This is a genomic window from Polaribacter sp. KT 15 (assembly GCF_900143115.1).
GTDB classification, from domain to species: Bacteria; Bacteroidota; Bacteroidia; order Flavobacteriales; family Flavobacteriaceae; genus Polaribacter; species Polaribacter marinaquae.
The window spans coordinates 102217-127753 of record NZ_LT670850.1 but is presented as its reverse complement, the minus strand read 5'-3'; the positions used below and the strand labels follow the sequence as shown (position 1 = coordinate 127753).

The following is a 25537-nucleotide window of genomic DNA, read 5'->3' as shown; positions in this document are numbered from 1 at the left end:
AGTTTGTTTTTTTATCTTTGATTTGATGAAAAAAGTCAAAATTATAGAATGTCCTAGAGATGCAATGCAAGGTATAAAATCTCATTTTATTGCAACCGAGCAAAAAGCATTATATATAAATTCTCTTTTAAAAGTTGGTTTTGATACTATTGATTTTGGTAGTTTTGTATCTCCAAAAGCTATTCCGCAAATGCGAGATACGGCAGCTGTTTTATCAAGATTAGACTTATCGAAAACAGATAGTAAATTATTAGCGATTATCGCAAATATTAGAGGTGCAAATGATGCTTCTGTTTTTGAAGAAATAGATTATTTAGGATATCCATTTTCTATTTCAGAAAACTTTCAAATGCGTAATACGCATAAAACAATAGCCGAATCTTTAGAAACCTTAGATGCGATTTTAAACATTGCAGATAAGTCTAATAAAGAAGTTGTGGCTTATTTATCAATGGGATTTGGTAATCCGTACGGAGATCCTTGGAATGTTGAAATAGTAGGTGAGTGGACAGAAAAATTGTCTAAAATGGGCGTTAAAATTTTATCGCTTTCAGATACTATTGGTAGTTCTACACCAGATGTTATAGAATATCTATTTTCAAATTTAATTCCAGAATACTCAAATATAGAATTTGGGGCGCATTTACATACAACACCAGATAAATGGCACGAAAAAGTAAACGCAGCATTTAAAGCTGGTTGTAATAGGTTTGATGGCGCTATTAAAGGTTACGGAGGTTGCCCAATGGCAAAAGACGACTTAACAGGTAACATGCCAACCGAAAAATTATTATCGTATTTTACTGCAGAAAAAGCTTTTACAAATATAAAGCCGATGAGTTTTGAAAGCGCTTACAATAAGGCTTTAGAAACTTTTCTATAAATTTAAAACTTCTTAAAGTTTCTCAATTACTGTTAATTATCTTAAAGTTACGTTAATTTTTTATTTGAGTTACTATTTAATCTTAATAAGTCAATCTTTCAATAATGTTTTGTTTAACTTTGATGTAAAATATTTAAACAAAACAATATTATGAAAAAAATTAAACTTTTATTACTTCTTGTAGTTACAACTTTTATTTTCCAAAGTTGTGAAGATAATGACAATGATGAATTTATGTTGCCATTACCAAATGGAAATGCGGTACGATATGATTTATCATCTAAGGATGTTGACGGAATAAGTGGTTCAATTACATTTAAAGAAAATACAGATGCCACAATTACTGCATCTATAACTATTTCTGGTACACCTGTTGGAGGAATTCATCCCGCACACATACATGTGAATACAGCAGCAGAAGGTGGTGCTATTGCTGTAAGTTTAAATCCGGTAAATGGTGATATTGGAAAAAGTACAACTACATTTTCAACTTTAGATGATGGTTCATCGATAACTTATAATCAACTTTTAAATTTTGATGGTTACGTTAATGTTCATTTAAGTGCAGATCAATTAGGTACAATTGTATCTCAGGGAGACATTGGTCAGAATGATTTAACGGGAGATACTAAAACATATGATTTAGGAGAGAAAGATGTAGACGGAATATCTGGTAATATCACTTTTTCTGAGAGAATTAACGGAGAAGCTTTAGCGGAAATTAGTATTATGAATACTCCAGAAGGAGGAATGCACCCAGCGCACATTCATCAAAATACAGCAGCTGAAGGTGGAGATATCTTATTTACTTTTAATCCAGTAAACGGAGATACAGGATCGAGTCTTACCAACGTAGATACTTACACATATTCACAACTATTAAATGTTGATGGTTATGTGAACGTGCACTTAAGCGCAGATCAATTAGGTACTATTGTGTCTCAAGGTGATATTGGTCAAAATGATTTAACAGGTACTTCAAAAACATATGATTTAGGTGAGAAAGATGTGGAAGGAATATCTGGAGATATAACTTTTTCAGAGAGAGTTAATGGAGAATCTTTAGCCTTATTAAAAATAAATGGAACACCAAATGGAGGAATGCATCCTGCTCACATTCATCAAAATACAGCTTTAGAAGGAGGTAGTATTTTATTTTCATTTAACCCAGTGATTGGAGATACAGGAATGAGTTTAACAAATGTTGATACTTATACATACTCAGAAATTATAAACATTGATGGTTATGTAAATGTTCACTTAAGTGCAGATCAATTAAGCACAATAGTGTCACAAGGAGACATTGGTGAAAATGATTTAACAGGAAATACAACAATGTACGACTTAGGCGAGAAAGATGTAGCGGGAATTTCTGGTACTGCAACTTTTTCTGAAAGAGTTAACGGAGAAGCTTTAGCTACTTTAGATATTATGAATACACCCGCGGGTGGAATGCATCCAGCACATATTCATGCCAATACAGCCGTAGAAGGTGGTGCAATATTATTTTCTTTTAATCCGGTAAATGGAGATACAGGAATGAGTATGACCAATGTATCTACTTTTGATGATGGATCTTCTTTTGTTTATGCTGATATTGCAAATTTAGATGCTTACATCAATGTTCATTTAAGTGCAACTCAACTTTCTACAATTGTAGCTCAAGGAGACATTGGTAAAAACGATTTAACATCAGAAAGTAAAGTGTATACCTTGGCAGAAAAAGATGTAGCAGGAATTTCTGGTACTGCAACTTTTTATAAAAGAATTGACGGTTCTGCATTGGCAGTATTAAATATTATGAATACACCAGCAGGTGGAATGCATCCAGCACATATTCATGAAAATGATGCAGCTACTGGTGGACCAATTGCTTTTAGCTTTTCTCCTGTAAACGGAGATACAGGAATGAGTATGTCTCAAGTAGAAACTTTAGATGACGGTACTGCAATTACTTATGATGAAATTTTAACTTTTGATGGTTATATTAATGTACATTTAAGTGCATCTCAGTTGGGAACTATTGTTGCTCAAGGTAATATAGGTTCTAATGAATAATTAGATGTCTAACACAATAATTCTAAAACCCATCATTTTTTGATGGGTTTTCTTATTTTATGTTGTTACTTTTGAAACAAAAATTATCGTCATGAAATTTTATATAAAACTGCTTCTTTTATTGTTATTAGTTTCTTTTACTGATTGTAAAAAAGACGACTCTAAAATAGATTTTACATTTTTACAATTGAATGATGTTTATGAAATTGCGCCAATTCAGGGTGGTGAATATGGCGGAATGGCAAGAGTAGAAGCTATTCATCAAGAACTATTACAAGAAAATAAAAATACCATGCTTTTTATGGCAGGTGACTTTTTGAATCCGTCTTTATTAGGAACAATAAAAGTAGACGGAAAAAGAGTAAAAGGAAAGCAAATGGTAGAAGTAATGAATGCCATGAATTTCGACTTGGTTGCTTTCGGTAATCATGAATTCGATCTTTCTAAAAATGAATTGCAGCAAAGATTAAATGAAAGTACTTTTCCTTGGATTTCTGCAAACGTAAAACTGAAAACTAAAGAAGCTGCAGTTTTATATTACAAAGAAAAGAATGGTGAAAAAGAAAATGTTAACGAAACTTTTATAAAAGAGTTTACAGACAAAGATGGCACAAAAATTAAAATTGGTTTTATAAGTGTTTGTATTCCTTCTAATCCTAAAGAATATGTAGAGTATGGTAACATGTTTATAAAGGCAAGAGCTTCTTATGCAGCTTTAAAAGACAAAGTTGATATAGTTTTTGGTTTAACACATGTAAAACTGGCAAACGATAAAAAAATTGCAAAATTAATTCCAGATTTACCTTTAATAATGGGAGGTCACGAACATACTAATAGCAACAACTTTATAGGAAATGTTCAAATATCTAAAGCAGATGCAAATGCTAAAACTGTTTACATCCATAGAATTTCTTTTGATAAAAAAACAAAGAAAACTACAATTCAATCAGAATTAAAAGAAATAAATAGTTCTATTAAAGAAAATAAAAAGGTTAAAGAAATTGTTGCAAACTGGCAATCTATTTTAGATGAAAAAATTAAGCTAGTTATAAAAAAACCTAATGAAATTATTTACAATACTAAAATTCCTTTAGATGGTAGAGATACACCAATAAGAAGTAGACAAACTAATTTAGGAGAATTGATTACTAGTGCAATGTCTTTTGCATATAATTACAAAATTGATGCAGCAATTGTAAACGGTGGTTCTATTCGAATTGATGATGTGTTAGTTGGAGATATTTCTCCGATAGATATTTTTAGAGTTTTACCTTATGGCGGACCAGTTTTAAAAGTTAAAATTAAAGGAAGCTTACTAAAAAGAGTTTTAGATTATGGTGAACTTGCAGCGGGAACAGGAGCTTATTTGCACAGACATAATATTAAATTAAATGAAACTAGTTGGTCTATAAACAAAAAACCAATCGACTTAAATAAAATCTATACAGTTGCCTTTTCTGATTACTTATTAAAAGGTTTCGACATTCCTTTTTTATCAGAAAAGAATATAGAAGTTCTTGAAATTTATCATCCTAAAGAGAATGAAATGGCTATAGATGTTAGAAAAGCGTTGGTTGCTTATTTAAAACAATAAATTTTATTTTAATTTATTCTAAATAAGCTTTGTTGATTTAGATTTGGGTAGTATATTTGCAAAAAAATAAAATACTATTTTAAACTAATCTAAATAAAATGAAAAAATTTTTTTTGACTATAGCCATTGCTGCTTCAATAATTTCTTGTGATAATAATGATAGCGATAACGGAATTGAAACAGTTGATCCAGCGACTTATAAGTTTGAAAGAAACGGAGAAAGTACTGTAAGTTATAGCGGGCAAACTACTAGAATTAGAATGGCAGATGAGTTTGCATCGGCTCTTTTGTCTACTTCAGAAACTATTGCAAGTCTTAAAGGTAAATTTGCGCATGCAGAAGGTGATAATGACTTTACAGAGACAGAATTAAATACATCTTCAAAAAATATTAGAAGTAAAACTGCTGCATCAACAGATTTTTATGCGAGTAATACTACAGATGCATTAGCAATTAAAGCTGAATTTGATAGTTGGATAGAAGCACAAGTAAATGAAGTTTTTCCTAATTGGAATGTAGATGCTTCTGCTGGTGTAGCTGGTCAAATTCAAGAAGCAGGTGGTGGTTCTATGCGATATGTAAATGCGAAAGGATTAGAATATAACCAGTTAATTACAAAAAGTTTAATTGGTGGTTTAATGACAGATCAAATACTAAACAATTATTTAAGTGTTGCTGTTTTAGATGAAGCTACAAATGTTGAAGATAATGATGCTAATGTTTTATTAAGTGGTAAAAATTATACAAACATGGAACATAAATGGGATGAGGCTTTTGGTTATTTATACGGTAACGAACCTGATGCTACTTCACCTGAATTGAACCAAGATAGTTTTTTAAACAAATATTTAGGTAGAGTAGAAGATGATACAGATTTTACGGGTATTGCTCAATCTATTTACAATGCATTTAAACTAGGTAGAGCTGCTATTGTATCTGGAGATTATGATACAAGAAATGAACAAGCAGAAATCTTAAGAGAAAAAATATCTGAAGTTATTGCCATAAGAGCAGTCTATTATTTACAACAAGGTAAAACTAATTTAGAAACTGATAAAGCCAGTGCTTTTCATGACTTATCAGAAGGTTTAGGATTTGTTTATAGTTTACAATTTACAAGAAAACCAAATAGTAGTGTATCTTACTTTACAAAAGAAGAAGTAGATAACTTTATGTCAACTTTATTGGCAGGTAATGGTTTTTGGGATGTTTCAACAACAACTTTAGATGAAATTTCTGCAACAATTGCTGCAAAATTTAACTTTACAGTTGCGCAAGCAGGTTCTTAACAATACATCACATATTGTAGCATAAAAAGTAAACATATTACCTACTTTTTCGTATTTTTGTATCTTTATTTAGAATAAATAGAAATAAAATGATTAAAAAATTTTCTTTACTTATTATAGTAATACTTACAATGAGTTCTTGCTCTTCATCAGAAGGTGGTGAACAAGTAATTACAGATGGTTTTGATAGAGGAGCGATGTTGGTAAATATTGCTGATAATATAATTATTCCTGCTTATGAAGATTTTAACACTAAAATGAATTCTCTTAAGTCTGCAGGTGATAGTTTTGTGGCAAACCCTAATCAAACAAATTTAGATAGTTTTAGATCTGCTTGGTTAACAGCTTATAAAACATGGCAGTATGTAGAAATGTTTAATATTGGCAAAGCAGAAGAATTGCAGTATTCTTTTTACATGAATATTTACCCTTTAACAGTTAGCGATGTAGAAGAAAATATAGCGAATGGTAGTTACGATCTAAATAGCGTAAATAATCATGATGCTCAAGGTTTTCCGGCGTTAGATTATTTATTATATGGTGTAGATGATACTGATGCTAAAATATTAGAAAAATATACTACAGCTACTAACAACGATAATTACAAGAAGTATATTACAGATGTCTTAAATCAAATGTCAACTCTAACAAACACAGTTGTTTCAGATTTTAAAACGCAGAGAGATACATTTGTTGTAAGTACGCAAAATACTGCAACCAGCGTAGTTAATAAGTTAATAAATGATTATATTTTTTATTACGAAAAAGGTTTAAGAGCTAATAAATTAGGAATTCCTGCAGGTGTTTTTTCTAACACAACTCTACCAAACAAAGTAGAAGGTTTTTATAAAAATGATGTTTCTAAAGAACTTTCTTTGGAGGCTTTAACGGCTGTTAAAAATTTATTTGAAGGTACATCTTACAATGGTAATTCAAATGGCTTAAGTTTTAAAAATTACTTAATTCAACTAGAAAGAGAAGATATTGCAAGCGCTATAACAACTCAATTGGCGGCAGCTACATCAGAAATTAATAAATTAGATAATAGTTTTACTGTTCAAGTAAATTCTGATAATACCGCAATGACAAAATCTTACGATGAGTTACAAAAAGTAGTCGTTTATTTTAAAGTTGATATGCTACAGGCTTTCAATATAAATGTAGATTATGTTGATGCAGATGGTGATTAATAAAATAAAAATAAATTAAAAATACATTCCTAATTTTCAGTTGAAATTCAATTGAAAATTAGGTTTTTTTATGTCAAAAAATAAAATTACATATAACTTTACCCAACAAACAAGTGCAGCTCCTTTAGCTGTATTTCGTTTGTTTTTTGGTGTAATGATGTTTGCGAGTATTATTAGATTCTGGGCAAACGGTTGGATTGAAAAACTTTATTTACAACCTAAATTTCATTTTTCTTACTTCGGATTAGACTTTATAAAACCGATAGGTAATTACACATATATATTATTTATTATTTGTGCAATTTCTGCATTAATGGTTGCTGTAGGTTACAAGTATAGATTTGCTATTGTAACCTTTTTCTTATCATTTTTGTACATAGAATTAATGGACAAAACCACTTATTTAAATCATTATTATTTTATAACAATACTTAGTTTTCTATTAATTTTCTTACCAGCAAACGCCTATTTTTCTATAGACAGTTTTCAAAAGAAAAAACAATATTTAAAGGTTTCTGCTTGGACAATAGATAGCATAAAAATTCTATTATCAATAGTTTATTTTTATGCAGGTTTGGCAAAAATAAATTCAGATTGGTTGTTTAGAGCAATGCCATTAAAAATATGGTTGCCTTCTAAATACGATTTACCATTTATAGGAGGTAATTTGATGCAACAAAATTGGTTTCATTTTGCAATGAGTTGGTCTGGATTAATTTACGATTTGACAATTCCTTTTTTACTGTTATACAAAAGAACAAGATATATTGCATTTCTATTTGTAATCATTTTTCATGTTTTTACAAGAGTTCTTTTTCCTATTGGTATGTTTCCTTTTATAATGATTGTGTCTGCATTAATATTTTTTGATGCACCTTTTCATCAAAAAATCATCAATTTTATAAATAATTATTTGCCAAAAAACAATATTCAATCCTTTGATAAATATAGCTTTAGTAAAACAAAATTAGCATTTATAAAGCCAGTTTTAATTGTATTTTTTGTTTTGCAAATTCTAATTCCGTGGAGATATTTATTGTACCCAGGAGAGTTATTTTGGACCGAAGAAGGCTACAGATACTCGTGGCGAGTTATGTTAATGGAAAAAGCTGGTAATACTACATTTAGAATAAAAGATTTAAATACAGGAAATTACTTTCGTGTAGAAAACTCAGATTTTTTAACTTCATTTCAAGAAAAACAAATGAGTTATCAACCAGATTTTATTTTAGAATATGCTCATTTTCTTGGAAATCATTTTACAAAGCAAGGTTATAAAAATATTGGAGTTTTTGCAGATAGTTATGTTGCATTAAATGGCAGATTAAGCACTAAGTTTGTAGATGAATCCGTAAATTTGTACCGCAAAGATTTAGCAACATTTAAACCTATCGATTGGATACTTCCTTTTCAATCAAATATAAAAATTAAAGGTATTTAAGTAATGAACAATAAAATACTTATTATAAGTTTACTGTTTTTTCAAACAATCATATTTGGTCAGAATAAAGTAAATGGTTCTGTAAATACAGTAACAAATAAACCTCTTAAAAACGTGCAAGTATATAACGAAATGGGCGGTTTATTAGCAGAAACAAATGCTTTAGGTGAGTTTAAATTTACTACAGAAAAAACAAAATTGCCATTAATTTTTTATGCAGAAGGATATAAAATTAAAAATGTTTTTGTAGAATTAAATAAATTTCAAAATTTAAAAATCGTTTTAAATACTTTTTCAGAAGATTTATCAGAAATTCAAATTAAAGCAAGAAAAGAAAGAGTTTTCGAATTAAAACGATTAAAAGATGTAGAAGGAACTTCTATTTTTGCCGGAAAAAAGACAGAAGTTATTCTTGTAAACCAATCTACTGCAAATGTGGCAACAAATAATGCTCGTCAAATTTTTAATCAAATTGCTGGTTTAAATATTTATCAAAACGACGATGCAGGTTTGCAATTAAATATTGGCGGTAGAGGATTAGATCCTAACAGAACTGCAAATTTTAATACTAGACAAAACGGCTATGATATTAGTGCAGATGTTTTAGGCTACCCAGAAAGCTATTATACACCTGCTGCAGAAAGTTTAGCAGAAATACAAGTTATTAGAGGTGCAGCTTCTTTACAATACGGAACCCAATTTGGTGGTTTGGTTAATTTTGTGACTAAAAAGCCAACTAAAAACCAAGAAATTATTTTTAGAAATACTATAGGTAGTAATGGTTTGTATACAAATTTTACAAGTTTAAGTGATACGCAAGGTAAATGGAGTTATTACACATTTATAAATTACAAAAAAGGAGACGGATTTAGACCAAATTCTAATTTCGAATCTAAAAATGCGTTTTTACATTTAGGATATCAATTTAATTTAAAAAGTAAACTTTCTTTAGAAATAACAGTTTTAGATTATTTGGCGCAACAAGCAGGTGGTTTAACAGATGCTATGTTTAACGAAGATCCTTATCAAAGTAATAGAGCCCGTAATTGGTTTCAGGTACAATGGTTACTTTATAATTTAAAATGGGAACATTTATTTTCTGATAACACTAATTTTTCTTTTAATTTCTTCGGATTAGATGCTTCTCGAGATGCCATTGGATTTAGAACAAATCGAGTAAACCAAGTAGATCCTGGTTCTGAAAGAGATTTAATTAAAGGAACTTTTAAAAACTTTGGTTTTGAAACTAGATTATTAAGTAAATACTCTTTGTTTGATAAAAAGGCAACTTTTTTAATTGGCTCTAAATTTTACAAAGCCAATAATACGAATATGCAAGGTCCTGGTTCTAATAATTCGGATGCAGATTTTGAATACTATAATAACGATTATCCAAATTATCCGCGTCAATCTGATAGTAAATTTCCGAATTTAAACGTTTCATTATTCGGAGAAAATATTGTGTATTTAAATGATAAATGGTCTGTTACACCGGGTGTTAGATTCGAATACATCAATACAAAAAGAGACGAAATCATTAAAGACATTGTAACTGATGCCGCTGGTAATGTAATTAACGACAATCTTAGAGAAGAAAAAGAAACAAATGAAAGGACTTTTCTTTTGTTAGGTGTTGGTACAAGTTATAAAAAATCAAAAGCATTAGAATTTTATGGAAATATTTCTCAAAATTATAGATCTGTAACTTTTTCTGATATCAGTACAGCAAATCCTGCTTTTGAAATATCACCAGATATTACAGATGAAAAAGGTTTTACTATTGATGCAGGTTTTAGAGGTAATTTTAAAAACTATTTTTCTTATGATGCCAATATTTTCGGTCTTTTTTACAATGATAGAATAAATATTTATACAAGAGATGATGGTAAAGCAGAACGAGATAATATTGGGGATGCTAGAATTTTAGGCATCGAAAGTTTGGTAGATTTTAATTTAAAAAAGTTGTTTCAAATGAATTCTAACTTTGTTTTTAATTACTTTATAAATTCATCATTTATTACATCAGAATATACAAAATCAGAAAAAAATGGTGTAGTTGGTAATGAAGTCGAATTTATACCAAATGTTAATATTAAAACAGGATTTAAGTTTGGATATAATAACTTTATAGCAAGTTTGCAATATTCATATTTATCTAGACAATTTTCTGATGCAACAAATGCGTCTGGCGGAAGTATAAGTGGTGTAACCGGAGAAATACCAGCATATAGTATTTTAGATTTTTCTACTTCTTATAAATACAAGTTTGCAAAATTAGAAGCTGGGGTAAATAATTTATTAGATAATGCCTACTTTACAAGAAGAGCAACAGGTTATCCTGGGCCTGGTATTATAACATCTGCGCCAAGAAATTATTACGTAGGTTTAGAATTAAAATTCTAAGCTTTAATATAGGTTTAAAGTCAATAAATAATTGTAAATTTGCTCGCAATTATATCTTAATTGCAACATGACAGCACATAACAACAAAATTTTAGGAGAAGGTTTAACGTATGATGACGTTTTATTAGTTCCGGCTTTTTCAGAAGTCCTTCCAAGAGAAGTAAGTATTCAAACAAAATTCACTAAAAATATTACCATAAATGTACCAATAGCTTCTGCAGCTATGGATACTGTAACAGAATCTGCCTTAGCAATTGCTATTGCCAGAGAAGGTGGTATTGGTGTTTTACATAAAAACATGACTATCGAGCAGCAAGCGCAAGAAGTTAGAAGAGTAAAAAGAGCAGAATCTGGTATGATTTTAGATCCTGTAACTTTACCTTTAACAGCTACTGTTTTAGATGCAAAAGCTCATATGAAAGAGCATAGCATTGGTGGTATTCCTATTGTAGATGATAACGGAATTTTAAAAGGTATTGTTACCAACAGAGATTTACGTTTCGAGCACAATGCAACAAGACCAATTATTGAAGTAATGACAAGCGAAAACTTGGTTACTGCAGATGTTGGTACTTCTTTAAATGATGCAGAAAAAATATTACAAAATTATAAAATTGAAAAACTTTTAATTGTTGATGAAAATTACAAATTAAAAGGATTAATTACTTTTAGAGATATTACTAAAGTTACGCAAAAACCAATTGCAAATAAAGACTCTTATGGTAGATTAAGAGTTGCTGCAGCTTTAGGTGTTACAGGTGATGCTGTAGATAGAGCAGAAGCATTAGTTAATGCTGGCGTAGATGCAGTTATTATTGATACTGCACATGGACATACAAAAGGTGTTGTAACTGTTTTAAAACAGGTTAAAGATAAGTTTCCAGAATTGGATGTAGTTGTAGGTAATATTGCAACTGGTGCAGCTGCTAAATATTTAGTAGAAGCAGGTGCAGATGCTGTAAAAGTTGGTATTGGTCCAGGTTCTATTTGTACAACAAGAGTTGTTGCTGGTGTTGGTTTTCCTCAGTTTTCTGCAGTTTTAGAAGTTGCAGCAGCTATTAAAGGAAGTGGTGTACCAGTGATTGCAGATGGAGGAATTCGTTATACAGGAGACATTCCTAAGGCGATTGCTGCCGGAGCAGATTGTGTAATGTTAGGATCTTTATTAGCAGGTACAAAAGAATCTCCAGGAGAAACTATTATTTACGAAGGTAGAAAGTTTAAATCTTATAGAGGTATGGGATCTGTAGAAGCGATGAAACAAGGTTCTAAAGATAGATATTTTCAGGATGTAGAAGCAGATATTAAAAAACTTGTACCAGAAGGAATTGTAGGTAGAGTTCCTTACAAAGGAGATTTAGATGAAAGTATTCATCAATTTGTTGGTGGTTTAAGAGCTGGTATGGGTTATTGTGGTGCAAAAGATATCGAAACTCTTAAAGAAACTGGTCAGTTTGTAAGAATTACAGCAAGCGGAATTAACGAAAGTCATCCTCATGATGTTGCAATTACAAAAGAATCTCCTAACTATAGTAGAAGATAATTTTTAAAAAATATATATTAAAAGCTCAAGATTTTACATCTTGAGCTTTTTTCTTTTAGATTACTCTGTATATGCTCCAGAAGAATAAGTTAATTCGTAACTATGTGTGTAAATTTCAAACACAATTCCGAAAGGATCCTCTACATAACACATTTTAAAAGGTTTGTCTTTTGGATAGTATTCTCTAATTGGCATTCGTTGTTTTCCTCCGTAAGAAATAATTTTTTCTATCAATTCATCGATATTAGGATCTTGAACACAAAAATGAAATAATCCTGTATTAAATGGATTAAATTCTGGTGCTTCTTTAATTCCGTTAGGAAAAGAAAATAGTTCAACTCCAATTCCGTCTGAGGTTGCTAAATGTGCAATCTCAAAAGAGGTCCAATCGTTACCAAAAACATCTATACACATTTGCCCAATAGCTGTTTCTGTTTCTTTTTTTATTTCTGATGGCTGCATTATAACGTACCAACCCATAACTTCAGAATAAAATTCTACAGCTTTATTTATATCTGGTACAGTAATACCAATATGAGAAAATGACTTCGGATAATTTTTTGTTTCTTTCATGTTGTTAATTTAAGTTGCAAAATTCGTTTATATTTGTCATATAGACAATAACTTACCCAAAAGTAGTATAGTTACTAAAAAGAGTAAAATATTGATTTTTAGGTTTTTAATTTTAAATTATGATTGAAAATAAATTGAAATGTCCACTAAATTATACAATGAGTTTAATAGGTACTAAATGGAAACCGTTGGTGTTATTCCATTTATTAGATGGAGGATTAAGGTCTGGTGTTTTGCAAAAGCATATAGAAGGAATTTCTAATAAAATGTTTACGCAAACAGTAAGAGAATTAGAAAAAGACGAATTGATTACTCGAAAAATATATCCTGTTGTTCCTCCAAAAGTTGAATATGCTTTAACCGAAAAAGGAAAAACTTTAGAAGATATTTTAAGAAGCTTAGACCGTTGGGGAATAGAAAATTATAAATAAAAAAAGCCTAAGAATCAGTTCTTAGGCTTTGTTTTTTTCGATTAGCTTTTTTTAAATACTATCTACAAATTTTTGAAAAACTTGTTTATGTAATTCTAAATTTAGGTTTGCAGATAAGGCAACACGTGCAATATAATCTTTGTCACCTTCTTTTGTGGTTCCTTGTGTAGAAGTTGCTGGAATCGTCCAATAACAACCTTTTAATTGTCCGTAACTAACACAATATTTGCTTTCATCCGGAATTTCTGTAATCATTAAATTTATCAACTTTAAATTCAATGCTCTCTTGTAAGCTTCTCTTTCTTCATCAGAATTACCTTTTGTTGGTAAATCTAAAGAAAATACAGACGGTGTAAAATCTTCTTTAGCCAATGCTTCTGAAACAAAATTAATTTTAGCTTCTGGTAAAACTTCTTGAATAAAGTTTACAAATTCTCTAGTGTTTGTATATGCATCAGCAATTCTTTGATTCATTGATGGCAATTGCTTAGCCAAAATTTCATATTGATGAGCGGTAGCTTCATTATCACATAATTCTAAATGAGTATGAATTTTATCAATAAGGTTTTCAGTTTTATCATTACCAACACAATAACCTGCTGTACATTTTCCTCCGCTAGGAAATTTAGACCCACTTGCGTAAGAAATTGTTCTTACAGTAGATAAGATTTTTCCTTCACCTAAAAACAATACATTTGGGCAAAAAGTTTGATCTAATATAAATACAGGATCAACGGCAATAGAACCATTTTCTGTTTTTCTTTCTTTGCTTAAAACTTCTTTTAAAGCTAATAATTCTGGTACTTCAACTCTAGGATTTGTAGGTATTTCTGCAATAATATAAGGTACAGCATCTTGTTTAGCAATCTTATTTAAAACAGTATCAATACTTTTAACCATATCATTATCGCCATCTACCGGTAAATCTACAACTTCTACAAAATCTAAACATGCAGCTACACGTCTTGCTTGGTCATTTGTTCCTCCATAACAATTTGGTGGTACTATAAATTTAATAGCTTTTCCTTTATGATTTTCTAGAGCATTGTCTACTAATCCCATCATTATGGCATATTGAATAGACAAACCGCTAGAACCAACAACAGGTTTTAAATTTGTACCTGTTATACTTTTAATTTCTTCTAAAACGGATGCTTTATCATTAGGATTTACTTTACTTTTTTCAGAAATATTTACATTATAAGTTAAAATTTGTAAAGCATTTAAGGTGTTTGCAGGCGTCATTGCAACGGTTTCTCTTCTTCTTACATGCTGAATTTCGGAAATGTATTCTTCATTTTCTGTTCCGTTAACAACTAAAATACTTCCTAACTCTTGGTAAAGATTCAAATAAAAATCTATGTTTTTATGCATTGTTAATTCCCCAATTTCAGAATTTGAAGCAACCAAAATAGTGCTACCATCAAAAGGAGAAATAGAATTTAAATCTTCAATTTTTTGAGTTTCGAATGTGTAACCGTAAACTGTTTTTATCATTTCTGATGAAAAAGATTGAGGCAAACTATCTGTATATAATATTCTTGTATTTTTATGATCGATTAAATTCTTTCTTAAAACGGCAAGAATGGGTGTAGTTTTTGATGAAAAACTGATAACATTCGAGGCGTCTAAGTTATTTAACTTTGCAATAGACCATTCTAAAACACAAGATAAAGGATGACCTAATCTAATATAATCGTATGCCGTTGGCAAAAGATCTAAAGCAGATTGTTCTGAATTATTAGCTTCGTATAGTTTTTCGAAATGCTCTAAAAACTGAGTTTTAGCTAATTCTTCATTATAAATATCTAATCGATGCGTTGTTAAATTTAGCCAATTACTAGGCATATTATTTACTACGCTTTTAATATAATTTATGGTTTTATTGTCTTGCATAATCTTCACTTAAAAATAGGATTGCAATTTACGTTAAATTGCGTTATTTCTTAAAAATATTAAGACGATTTACATCAATTAAACTTACCAATTATTTGCAGTTTTAACCATTTTATTAAAAAGAAGTTAATAAGTTGTTAAAGAATATCATTAAAATTAACGAATCCTTATATTTGTTAGATAACCAACTTTTAATTTATGAAAAAAATTATATTATTTTTCCTGTTTATTTCAATAACAGTTTCTGCTCAAAAAGTAGATTTATCTTATTATTTACCTAAAGACGTTTCTTATAATTCAGCAATACCTACGCCAGCATCAGTAATTGGTCATGAAGTAGGAGAGTGGCACATTACTCATGATAAATTATCAGAATACATGAAAGCTTTAGCGGCTTCTTCAGATAGAATTTCAATAGAGAAAAGAGGTAAAACTTACGAAGACAGACAATTGTATTTATTAACAATTACGTCTCCTAAAAATCATCAAAATTTAGAAGAAATTAGAAAAAATCATATCGAAGCTACAAATAATAGTAACGTAGATGTTAGCAATAATAAAATTGTGGTGTATCAAGGTTTTTCTATACATGGTAACGAAGCAAGTGGTTCTAATGCTGCATTAGCAGTTGCGTATTATTTGGCTGCGGCGCAAGGAAGTGAAATAGACGATTTACTAGAAAATACTGTAATTTTATTCGACCCTTCTTTAAATCCTGACGGATTGCAACGTTTTGCATATTGGGCAAATACAAACAGAAGTAAAAATATAAATCCAGATCCAAACGACAGAGAATATTCAGAAATTTGGCCAAGAGGAAGAACAAATCATTACCAGTTTGATATGAATAGAGATTGGTTGCCTGTGCAATTGCCAGAAAGTAAAGCAAGAATAGCTACTTTTCATAAATGGTTGCCAAATGTTTTAACAGATCATCATGAAATGGGAAGTAATTCTAGTTTCTTTTTTCAACCAGGAGTTCCTTCTAGAACAAACCCGTTAACACCAAAATTAAATCAAGAATTAACGAAAGAAATAGGTTCTTATCATGCAAAAGCTTTAGATAAAATAGGTTCTTTATATTATTCTGAAGAAAGTTACGATGATTTTTACTATGGTAAAGGTTCTACTTTTCCAGACATTAATGGTAGTATTGGTATTTTATTTGAACAAGGTAGTTCTAGAGGTCATGCCCAAGAAACAATAAACGGAGTGTTAACGTTTCCGTTTACTATTAGAAACCAATTTACTGCAGCACTATCTACTTTAGAAGCAAGTAGAAAAATGAGAGTTAAAATTTTAAAATATCAGCAAGATTTTTACAAAGAATCTAGAAATTCTGGTAGTAATAAAGCGATTGTTTTTGGTGATGAAAAAGATGCAGCAAAAAGTTTTCATTTAGCAGAAGTTTTAAAGAATCAGAAAATAAAAATTCACGAAGTAAAATCTGATTTTACGCAAAACGGAAAGAAGTTTAGAAAAGGTTACAGTTACGTTGTACCAATGAATCAAAAAAATCAAAGATTGGTAAAAGCAATGTTTGATGTTAGAACTTCTTTTGCAGATAGTTTGTTTTATGATGTTTCTGCTTGGACATTTAACCATGCATTTGGTGTAGATTATGCAGAAAACATTTCTTTATCAAAAGCAGGAAAAGAAATAACAAATTTAAAGATGAAGCAAGGTGTTGTTTCTTCTAAAAGTGAATATGGATATTTAATGCCATGGAACGAATATTATGCACCAAAAGCGTTAAATGAAATTTTACAAAAAGGAATTCGTGCAAAAGTTTCTATGAAAAACTTTACAAACGGAAATACTTCTTATGATTACGGAACGGTATTTATTCCGGTTCAAAATCAAAGTTTAAACGCATCAGAATTATATGTGTTCTTACAAAATGTTGCTAAGAATAGTAATATTTCTATGGATGGTGTTGTAACAGGTTTAAACGAAGGAATAGATTTAGGAAGCAACAATTTTAGAAACATTAAAAAGCAAAAAGTTGCTATGTTGGTTGGCGACGGAATAACAGGAAATGATTCTGGAGAAATTTGGCATTTATTAGATCAAAGATTCGATATTGCTTTAACGCGATTAGATATGAGAGGATTTAATAGAGTAGATATTTCTAAATACACTTCTATTATTATACCAAGTAGTTATAATTTAGGTAAAAGTGCAGAAGAAAAATTAAAAGTTTGGGTTAGAAACGGTGGTGTTTTAATTGGTTACAAAAACACGGCAAGATGGTTGGCTAGAAGTAAATTTATCAACTTAGAATTTGTAAATGCAGAAGTTGCACCTGCGGAAAATGTAACGTTTGAAAACCGTAGTTTAAAATCTGGTGCACAAGTAATTGGTGGTGCAATTTTTGAAGCGGATATAGATAGATCACATCCGGTTAACTTTGGTTATAAAAATGATAAAGTAGCTTTATTCAGAAATTCGACCATGTTTATTAAAGCCGATAAAAATAGCTATAACAACCCAATTCAATATACAAGCAATCCGTTATTAAGTGGTTATATTTCGAAAGAGAATGCCAAAGTAATTGGTAAAACAATACCTTTTAAAACCCAAAGAATGGGTAGAGGAAAAGTAATTGTATTTACAGATAATACCAACTTTAGAGCATTTTGGTACGGTACAAATAAGTTATTGATGAATGCTATTTTCTTTGGAGATAAAATGTAAATTACATTTATAATAAAATAAAAAAGTGATAGAAAGTTTAATTATTAAACTTTCTATCACTTTTTTTATGTAACAATTTTAATTGGTAATCGTCTTAATTATAGAACCAACAAAATTGTATTATGAGTTTTTTTAGAGTATTATTTGCTATTATTTTTCCGCCATTATCTGTAATTGATAAAGGTTGTGGATCTTTCTTTATCATTTTTTTATTAACGCTTTGCGGCTGGATTCCTGGAGTTATAGGAGCATTAGTAATTTTAAATAACCCAAACAAATAAATGCTTAATTAAGAAATTTGCTCACCGTTTTTAATTTCTTTAGAAGGTTTTAGAAGTACAACATTTCCCTGTACATTATATACACCAATAACTAAAACTTCGCTCATAAAATTAGCAATCTGTCTTGGTTTAAAATTTACAATTGCAGAAATTTGTTTGTTTAAAAGTTCTTCCTTGGTATACAAATCAGTTATTTGAGCGCTAGATTTTTTTATACCCAAAGCACCAAAATCTATTTTAAGTTGATATGCGGGTTTTTTCGCTTTCGGAAAATCGTTAACTTCTATAATGGTACCTATTCTTATATCAACTTTTAAAAAGTCTTCAAAAGTTATTTCTTTGTTCTGCATTTTTTTATTTTTTACCTATTTTTTGAATTACCCATAACGGTCCAATTAATAAAAATTGTAAATCTTTGGCAAAAGAAGGTTTTTTACCTTCAACTTTATGTCCCCAAAACTGTCCAATCCAAGCTAATACAAATATGGTTATTGATGCATATAATAGATTAAAATTATTTCCTAACCAATAATTTCCAATAACCGATAATAAAATTACAAATAGCATTTCTACAAAATACCAAAATCCTAATTGTAAATAAAAAAGAGAAATAACCAAACCAATTACGACTGCCCAATTTTCGATTAAAGGATTATAAAGGCCAATTGTATTTTCTAAAAAAGTTGTTGGTATACTCATTAATAAACCAATAACACTAAAAAATATTAAAGGCACACAAATATAATGTACCATTTGATTTGTTTCATTTTGATGACTTACAGCGTATTCATCAAACCATTGTTGTGCATTTTTCATTGTTTTTCTATAAAATTAGAACTCGTAATATAGTTATTTTTATAGAAATGAGATATTACATTTTTTATTGCCAACCTTCTCTTAGCATTAATTGTTCTATATGCGCATAATGATGCAAACAATGCCACGCATAAATACCTATATTTTCTTGCAGCGTAATTACGTCTTTACTAGCTGGATGCGTAAATTTTCTTAATAATTCTTTTTTAGATAAACCTTTTAATAAATAAACCCATTTTGCATGTAAAGCTTTTAGGGCGTCCAAAGACAAAGAAATTGGAGCAGATTTAGTATCGTGTAATTCCGCCCAACGTTCTTCAAAATAAGCTTTAATTTCAGGATTTTCTTCTGTTAAAGCCCATTTAAAACGTATGTAAGAATTATGATGACTATCATAACAATGATGTATTACTTGTCTAACTGTCCAGCCATCTTTTCTGTATGGAGTATCAAGTTGATTATCGGATAAATCTTTGGTTAAAAATTCTAATTCATGCGGAAATCTTTCTAGAACAGAAATCCATTCTTCTAAATCTTTATCAGTAATAGAAGTTGGTAGTTTTGTTTTCCCTATCGGATATTTTAATTTTTCTAAATCCATTTACTATTTCGTAATTTTTTTTAAGCTTCTTAAAGCACCTTTATTTTCAGAATTAATTGATAGCGCTTTTTTATAGTTTACAATTGCATTTGTAGTATCTTTAGTAGATAAATATGCTTCTGCCAAACTATCAAATGTATTAGAACTATTGCTGTGTAAAACAGTATTAATTTTAAAAATCTCTATCGCTTTTTCAAATTCCTTTTCTCTAAGGTAGCTATAGCCAATGCCGTTTATTTCATACTCTCTAATAACAGGATTTAAAGAATCTTGTGTTTTAATTTTTAAGTAACCTTCTAGTGCTTTTTTGTATTCTTTATTCGCAAAGTATTCATGCGGAGTTTTTTCATTTGCAGCCATTTTTTTAAAATGATACTTTACACCTTTATGTTCAGTTTTTTCTGCTAATTTAATTTGAATAGTAGGTTCTGTTATAAAAATCATTTTTTCATTCATCTCTTTCATATAGAAAGATTTTTCACTAACCTTTAAAGGTTTAATATCATCTCTACCTCTCCATTTTACATAAAGTTCTTGTTCTTTAAAGTAAACTTCTAAAACTTCGTTGGCATTAAAAAGATAACGACCTTCTGCTTTATTTATAAATTCTTCAGAATTTTTAGAAGAAGAGCAGCTGATACATAAACTAAGTAAGAATAAAATTAATATAGATTTTTTCATGGTTAAATTGGTTAGTTTTAGAGATAAGACGATTCAAAGAAGGATATTGTTACAACAATAATCAGTTTTCTTAAAATTCACATATCCAATATAGTAAAATAGCTTTAAAAGATAATTTTAAGGTAAATGTAGTTAATTTATTCATTTTTAAAGGTGTAAAAAATGATTCCGTTTGTTTGTATTTCACTTCGGATTTATTTTATATAATTATTATTGATAGAAACTTTCAAATATTAGACATCGTATTTTAATTTGATTTAAATATCTGAATTTTAAATAGTTAAAAAAGACTTTAACATTTGGGTATAATGCTTTTATTTTATTTTAAAGTTTTTAGTTTAAGGAATACTATATTTTTGAGAGTAGATTATAGTTTGAATATAACAAAGAAAAAAATGGCAAAAACATTATTTGACAAAGTATGGGATTCACATGTGGTACGTAGCGTAAAAGACGGACCTGATGTTTTTTTTATAGATCGTCATTTTATCCATGAAGTTACAAGTCCTGTAGCTTTCTTAGGATTAGAAAGTAGAGGAAACAGTGTTGTTTATCCAGAGAGAACTTTTGCAACTGCAGATCATAACACACCAACAATAAATCAACATTTACCAGTTGCAGATCCTTTATCTGCAAATCAATTAAATGCTTTAGAAAAAAATGCTGCAAAGTATGGTATTTCTCACTGGGGTTTAGGTGATGTAAATAACGGAATTGTGCATGTTGTTGGTCCAGAAAACGGAATTACTTTGCCAGGAGCAACTATTGTTTGTGGAGATTCGCATACATCTACGCATGGTGCTTTTGGTGCAATTGCTTTTGGTATTGGTACTTCAGAAGTAGAAATGGTATTATCTACACAATGTATTATGCAACCAAAACCTAAAAAAATGCGTATTAACGTAAATGGTAAGTTAGGTTTGGGTGTTACGCCAAAAGATGTTGCCTTATATATTATATCAAAACAAACTACTTCTGGTGCTACCGGTTATTTTGTAGAATATGCTGGTGATGTTTTTGAAGACATGACAATGGAAGGTCGAATGACTGTGTGTAACTTATCTATTGAAATGGGTGCACGTGGTGGTATGATTGCTCCAGACCAAAAGACGTTCGATTATATCAAAGGACGTTCTCAAACTCCAAAAGGAGCAGATTGGGACAAAGCAATGAAATATTGGGAAACTTTATATACAGAAGAAGGAGCAGAGTTTGATGTAGAATTTAATTATGAAGCTTCAGATATTGAACCAATGATTACTTATGGTACAAACCCAGGTATGGGAATGGGAGTTACAAAATCGATACCAAACGCAGAAAATGTAGAAGGTGGCGTAGAAACATATAAAAAATCTTTAGGTTACATGTCTTTTAACGAAGGCGATGCAATGATAGGTAAAGAAATAGATTTTGTTTTCTTAGGATCTTGTACCAACGGTCGAATAGAAGACTTTAGAGCATTTTGTTCTATTGTTGAAGGAAGAAAAAAAGCAGAGAATGTAACTGCTTGGTTAGTACCAGGTTCTCATAAAGTTGTAGATCAAATTAAAGAAGAAGGTTTAGATAAAATTATAGATGATGCCGGTTTTGTTTTAAGAGAACCTGGTTGTTCTGCTTGTTTGGCAATGAACGATGATAAAATTCCTTCAGGAAAATTATCAGTTTCAACATCAAACAGAAACTTCGAAGGTAGACAAGGACCTGGATCTAGAACTTTATTAGCATCTCCATTAGTTGCAGCAGCATCTGCAGTAGAAGGTGTTGTAACAGATCCAAGAACATTATTAACAGCATAATAGCTATAGCTTTTGGCTGTTAGCCATTAGCTTAAAATTATTAATTATTGCCAATAGCTAACTGCTAAAGGCTAAAAGTATAAAAACAATGGCTTACGATAAATTTAATGTACTAACAAGTACAGCTTATCCATTACCAACAGAAAATGTAGATACAGATCAAATAATTCCTGCTCGTTTTTTAAAAGCTACAGAGCGTAAAGATTTTGATATCAATTTTTTTCGTGATTGGAGATTTAATCAAGACGGAACACCAAAAGCAGATTTTCCTTTAAATAAAGAAATTTATGCAGGTTCTAAAATTCTTGTAGGAGGTAGAAATTTTGGATCGGGTTCTTCAAGAGAACATGCGGCTTGGTCTGTGTATGATTTTGGTTTACGTTGTGTAATTTCATCAGCATTTGCAGATATTTTTAAAAATAACTGTTTAAACGTTGGGGTTTTACCTGTACAGGTTTCACCAGAATTTGCAGATACTTTATTTACTGCGATTATGGCAGATCCTAAAACAGAAATTAAAGTAGATTTACCAAGTCAAACTGTTACTTTGGTAGCAACTGGTGAATCTGAATCTTTTGAAATTAATGCTTACAAAAAAGATAACATGTTAAACGGTTTTGATGATATAGATTATTTAAAAAACATCGAAAACGAAATTTCTACATTTGCAGAAACTAGACCATTTTAAGAATAACTTTTAAAGGTTAAAAATACTATGGTTAGTAGAAAGATAGAAATAATGGATACGACACTTCGTGATGGAGAACAAACATCAGGAGTGTCGTTTTCGGTTTCAGAAAAATTAACAATTGCTAAATTATTACTTGAAGAATTAAAGGTAGATCGTTTAGAAATTGCATCTGCAAGAGTTTCTGAAGGTGAATTACAAGCAGTAAAAAAAATTACTTCTTGGGCAAAAGAACATCATTTTTTAGAAAACATCGAAGTGTTAACTTTTGTTGATGGTGGAAAATCTATCAATTGGATGTTAGAATCTGGTGCTAAAGTTCAGAATTTATTAACCAAAGGCTCTCTAAATCATCTTACACATCAATTAAAAAAAACACCAGAACAACATTTTAAAGATATTGCATCTACAATAGAATTAGCAGCTAAAAAAGGTATTAAAACCAATGTTTATCTAGAAGATTGGTCTAACGGAATGCGTAATTCTAAAGAATATGTTTTAGCTTATTTAGATTTTTTAACAAATCAAAAGATAGAACGTGTTTTATTGCCAGATACTTTAGGAGTTTTAACTCCCGATGAAACTTATAAATATGTTACAGCTTTAAGGGAAAGATATCCGAAGTTGCACTTTGATTTTCATGGACATAATGATTACGATTTAGGCGTTGCTAATGTTATGGAGGCTGTTAAAGCTGGTGTAAATGGTTTGCACTTAACAATTAACGGAATGGGTGAACGTGCAGGAAATGCACCAATGGCAAGCGTTATTGCAGTTATTAATGATTTTTTAGATAATTGTGAAGTTAATGTTAATGAAAAAGCGTTAAATAAAGTTAGTAAACTAGTAGAAACTTTTTCAGGATTTAGAATTCCTGTAAATAAGCCTGTGGTTGGTGCCAATGTTTTTACGCAAACTGCAGGTATTCATGCAGACGGTGATAATAAAAACAATCTTTATTTTAATGATCTAATGCCAGAGCGTTTTGGTAGAAAACGTAAATATGCTTTAGGTAAAACATCTGGTAAGGCAAATATTCAGAAGAATTTACAAGATTTAGGACTTAGTTTAAATGATGAAGAGTTAAAAAAAGTAACGCAAAGAATTATAGAATTAGGTGATAAAAAAGAAATTGTTTCTCAAGAAGATTTACCATATATAATTTCTGATGTTTTAGATAGCGACACCATAGAAAAACGTGTAGTTGTCGAAAACTACGTTTTAGGACATGCAAAAGGAATGAAACCTTCTACAACATTGCAATTAAAAGTTGAAGGGATTTTATATGAAGCACATGCGCAAGGAGACGGACAGTTTGATGCTTTTATGAATGCATTAAAAAAATTATATAAAATACATAGTAAAAAAGAATTACCAAAGTTAATAGATTATGCTGTTAGAATTCCTCCAGGAAGTCATTCTGATGCATTGTGTGAAACTATTATAACTTGGCAAAGAGAAGAAAAAGAATTTATAACACATGGTTTAGATTCAGATCAAACAGTATCTGCAATTAAAGCCACAGAAAAAATGTTAAATATTATATAATAGCTTTTTGCTTTTAGCAATTAGCATATAGCTAAGAGCCAAAAGCTAAGAGCCAAAATAGAAAATAGAAAATGAAATTAAATATAGCCTTATTAGCAGGAGACGGAATTGGACCAGAAGTAATTGATCAAGCAGTAAAAGTATCTGATGCAGTTGCTAAAAAATTTAATCATGAGATAAATTGGAGACCAGCTTTAACTGGTGCTGCAGCCATAGATGCTGTCGGAGAACCTTATCCAGATGAAACGCATGAAATTTGTGCTTCTTCAGATGCTGTATTATTCGGCGCTATTGGTCATCCAAGATTTGATAACGACCCATCAGCAAAAGTTCGTCCAGAACAAGGTCTATTAAAAATGCGTAAAAAATTAGGTCTGTTTGCTAATGTTAGACCAACATTTACATTTCCTTCTTTATTAGATAAATCTCCTTTAAAAAGAGAAAGAATTGAAGGTACAGATTTGGTGTTTTTACGTGAACTAACAGGTGGTATTTATTTTGGAGAAAAGGGTAGAAGAGATGAAGGTGAAACTGCTTTTGATAATTGTGTTTACACTAGGGCAGAAGTTCAACGATTGGCAAAAAAAGGTTTTGAATTAGCAATGACTCGTGGTAAAAAACTTTGCTGTGTAGATAAAGCAAATGTTTTAGAAACTTCTAGATTGTGGAGAGAAACTGTACAAGCCATGGAGAAAGAATATCCAGAAGTTGAAGTTTCTTATGAATTTGTAGATGCCGTTGCAATGCGTTTGGTACAATGGCCAAATAGTTATGATGTTTTAATTACAGAAAATTTATTTGGAGATATTTTAACAGACGAAGCTTCTGTTATATCTGGTTCTATGGGGTTAATGCCAAGTGCTTCTTTAGGTTCTAATATTGGTTTATTTGAGCCAATTCACGGTTCGTATCCACAAGCAACAGGTTTAAATATTGCAAACCCAATGGCGACAGTTTTATCTGCAGCAATGATGTTCGAAAACTTTGGTTTACAAGAAGAAGGTAAAGCAATTAGAGATGCCGTAAATAGTGCTTTAAATAAAGGTATAGTTACCGAAGATTTAGCAGATGGAGGTAAAGCTTTCGGAACAAGTGAGGTAGGAGATTGGTTGTCTCAAAACATATAAA

General features: G+C 30.2%; 21 protein-coding genes. 15 read left to right on the top strand and 6 right to left on the bottom strand.

The genetic code is table 11. The features are described 5' to 3' along the window. Positions 1-25: 25 nt before the first annotated feature. From B5464_RS00655 to guaB, 8 genes are all read left to right on the top strand, one after another. Positions 26-883 carry a hydroxymethylglutaryl-CoA lyase gene (locus B5464_RS00655; RefSeq protein ID WP_079738943.1) on the top strand — a complete coding sequence of 286 codons (858 nt, stop codon included), beginning with the start codon at positions 26-28 and terminating at the stop codon, positions 881-883. A gap of 150 nt (positions 884-1033) precedes the next feature. Further along, positions 1034-2941 (top strand): CHRD domain-containing protein, encoded by a 1908-nt coding sequence (locus B5464_RS14485; RefSeq protein WP_231963617.1) that lies wholly within the window; start codon positions 1034-1036, stop codon positions 2939-2941. Between the two features lie 91 nt (positions 2942-3032). Continuing rightward, on the top strand, positions 3033-4535 hold the full coding sequence (locus B5464_RS00645) for a bifunctional UDP-sugar hydrolase/5'-nucleotidase (RefSeq protein WP_079736778.1): 1503 nt from the start codon (positions 3033-3035) through the stop codon (positions 4533-4535). A 98-nt stretch (positions 4536-4633) separates the two neighbouring features. Beyond that, a complete protein-coding gene (locus B5464_RS00640; protein WP_079736777.1) occupies positions 4634-5824 on the top strand; it encodes a DUF4856 domain-containing protein in 1191 nt (396 codons plus the stop codon). Between the two features lie 89 nt (positions 5825-5913). Beyond that, positions 5914-7014: an imelysin family protein gene (locus tag B5464_RS00635; RefSeq protein ID WP_079736776.1), complete on the top strand. Its 1101-nt coding sequence runs from the start codon at positions 5914-5916 to the stop codon at positions 7012-7014. Between the two features lie 70 nt (positions 7015-7084). Then, positions 7085-8455 carry an HTTM domain-containing protein gene (locus tag B5464_RS00630; protein ID WP_079736775.1) on the top strand — a complete coding sequence of 457 codons (1371 nt, stop codon included), beginning with the start codon at positions 7085-7087 and terminating at the stop codon, positions 8453-8455. A 3-nt stretch (positions 8456-8458) separates the two neighbouring features. Further along, positions 8459-10858, top strand: a complete 2400-nt coding sequence (locus tag B5464_RS00625) for a TonB-dependent receptor (protein ID WP_079736774.1) — start codon at positions 8459-8461, stop codon at positions 10856-10858. 67 nt (positions 10859-10925) lie between these two features. After that, complete coding sequence (gene guaB / locus B5464_RS00620; protein WP_079736773.1) at positions 10926-12401, top strand: IMP dehydrogenase; 1476 nt, start codon at positions 10926-10928, stop codon at positions 12399-12401. A 60-nt stretch (positions 12402-12461) separates the two neighbouring features. Here the strand turns inward: guaB and B5464_RS00615 are convergent, their stop codons facing one another. Next, the gene (locus tag B5464_RS00615; RefSeq protein WP_079736772.1) at positions 12462-12974 is read right to left on the bottom strand and encodes a VOC family protein; all 513 of its coding nucleotides are present in this window, start codon (positions 12972-12974) and stop codon (positions 12462-12464) included. Positions 12975-13132: 158 nt separating this feature from the next. Between B5464_RS00615 and B5464_RS00610 the strand changes: the two genes are divergently transcribed. Further along, a complete protein-coding gene (locus B5464_RS00610) occupies positions 13133-13405 on the top strand; it encodes a helix-turn-helix domain-containing protein (protein ID WP_197684949.1) in 273 nt (90 codons plus the stop codon). A gap of 51 nt (positions 13406-13456) precedes the next feature. Here B5464_RS00610 and B5464_RS00605 read toward each other — a convergent pair whose 3' ends face one another. Next, on the bottom strand, positions 13457-15301 hold the full coding sequence (locus B5464_RS00605) for a PLP-dependent transferase (protein ID WP_079736770.1): 1845 nt from the start codon (positions 15299-15301) through the stop codon (positions 13457-13459). Between the two features lie 198 nt (positions 15302-15499). On the opposite strand from B5464_RS00605, the gene B5464_RS00600 reads away from it, so the two are divergent. Then, entirely contained in the window at positions 15500-17998 is a 2499-nt protein-coding gene (locus B5464_RS00600; protein WP_079736769.1) for a M14 family metallopeptidase, read from the top strand. A gap of 122 nt (positions 17999-18120) precedes the next feature. Next, positions 18121-18279, top strand: a complete 159-nt coding sequence (locus B5464_RS00595) for a YqaE/Pmp3 family membrane protein (protein WP_077809516.1) — start codon at positions 18121-18123, stop codon at positions 18277-18279. An 8-nt stretch (positions 18280-18287) separates the two neighbouring features. On the opposite strand, the gene B5464_RS00590 is transcribed toward B5464_RS00595, so the two are convergent. The 4 genes from B5464_RS00590 to B5464_RS00575 all read right to left on the bottom strand — a co-directional run bounded on the left by B5464_RS00590 (position 18288) and on the right by B5464_RS00575 (position 20377). Next, positions 18288-18629: a tRNA-binding protein gene (locus B5464_RS00590; RefSeq protein ID WP_079736768.1), complete on the bottom strand. Its 342-nt coding sequence runs from the start codon at positions 18627-18629 to the stop codon at positions 18288-18290. Between the two features lie 4 nt (positions 18630-18633). Continuing rightward, the gene (locus B5464_RS00585) at positions 18634-19095 is read right to left on the bottom strand and encodes a DUF962 domain-containing protein (RefSeq protein WP_077809514.1); all 462 of its coding nucleotides are present in this window, start codon (positions 19093-19095) and stop codon (positions 18634-18636) included. Positions 19096-19159: 64 nt separating this feature from the next. Then, positions 19160-19696 (bottom strand): YfiT family bacillithiol transferase, encoded by a 537-nt coding sequence (locus B5464_RS00580; RefSeq protein WP_079736767.1) that lies wholly within the window; start codon positions 19694-19696, stop codon positions 19160-19162. Positions 19697-19699: 3 nt separating this feature from the next. After that, entirely contained in the window at positions 19700-20377 is a 678-nt protein-coding gene (locus B5464_RS00575) for a lipopolysaccharide assembly protein LapB (RefSeq protein WP_079736766.1), read from the bottom strand. A gap of 395 nt (positions 20378-20772) precedes the next feature. Between B5464_RS00575 and leuC the strand changes: the two genes are divergently transcribed. The 4 genes from leuC (at position 20773) to leuB (ending at position 25536) form a co-directional block, all read left to right on the top strand. After that, positions 20773-22173: a 3-isopropylmalate dehydratase large subunit gene (leuC, locus tag B5464_RS00570; protein WP_079736765.1), complete on the top strand. Its 1401-nt coding sequence runs from the start codon at positions 20773-20775 to the stop codon at positions 22171-22173. An 88-nt stretch (positions 22174-22261) separates the two neighbouring features. After that, positions 22262-22861 (top strand): 3-isopropylmalate dehydratase small subunit, encoded by a 600-nt coding sequence (leuD, locus tag B5464_RS00565; protein ID WP_079736764.1) that lies wholly within the window; start codon positions 22262-22264, stop codon positions 22859-22861. 27 nt (positions 22862-22888) lie between these two features. Then, positions 22889-24409 (top strand): alpha-isopropylmalate synthase regulatory domain-containing protein, encoded by a 1521-nt coding sequence (locus tag B5464_RS00560; protein WP_079736763.1) that lies wholly within the window; start codon positions 22889-22891, stop codon positions 24407-24409. 71 nt (positions 24410-24480) lie between these two features. After that, on the top strand, positions 24481-25536 hold the full coding sequence (leuB, locus tag B5464_RS00555) for a 3-isopropylmalate dehydrogenase (RefSeq protein WP_079736762.1): 1056 nt from the start codon (positions 24481-24483) through the stop codon (positions 25534-25536). Position 25537 lies beyond the last annotated feature (1 nt).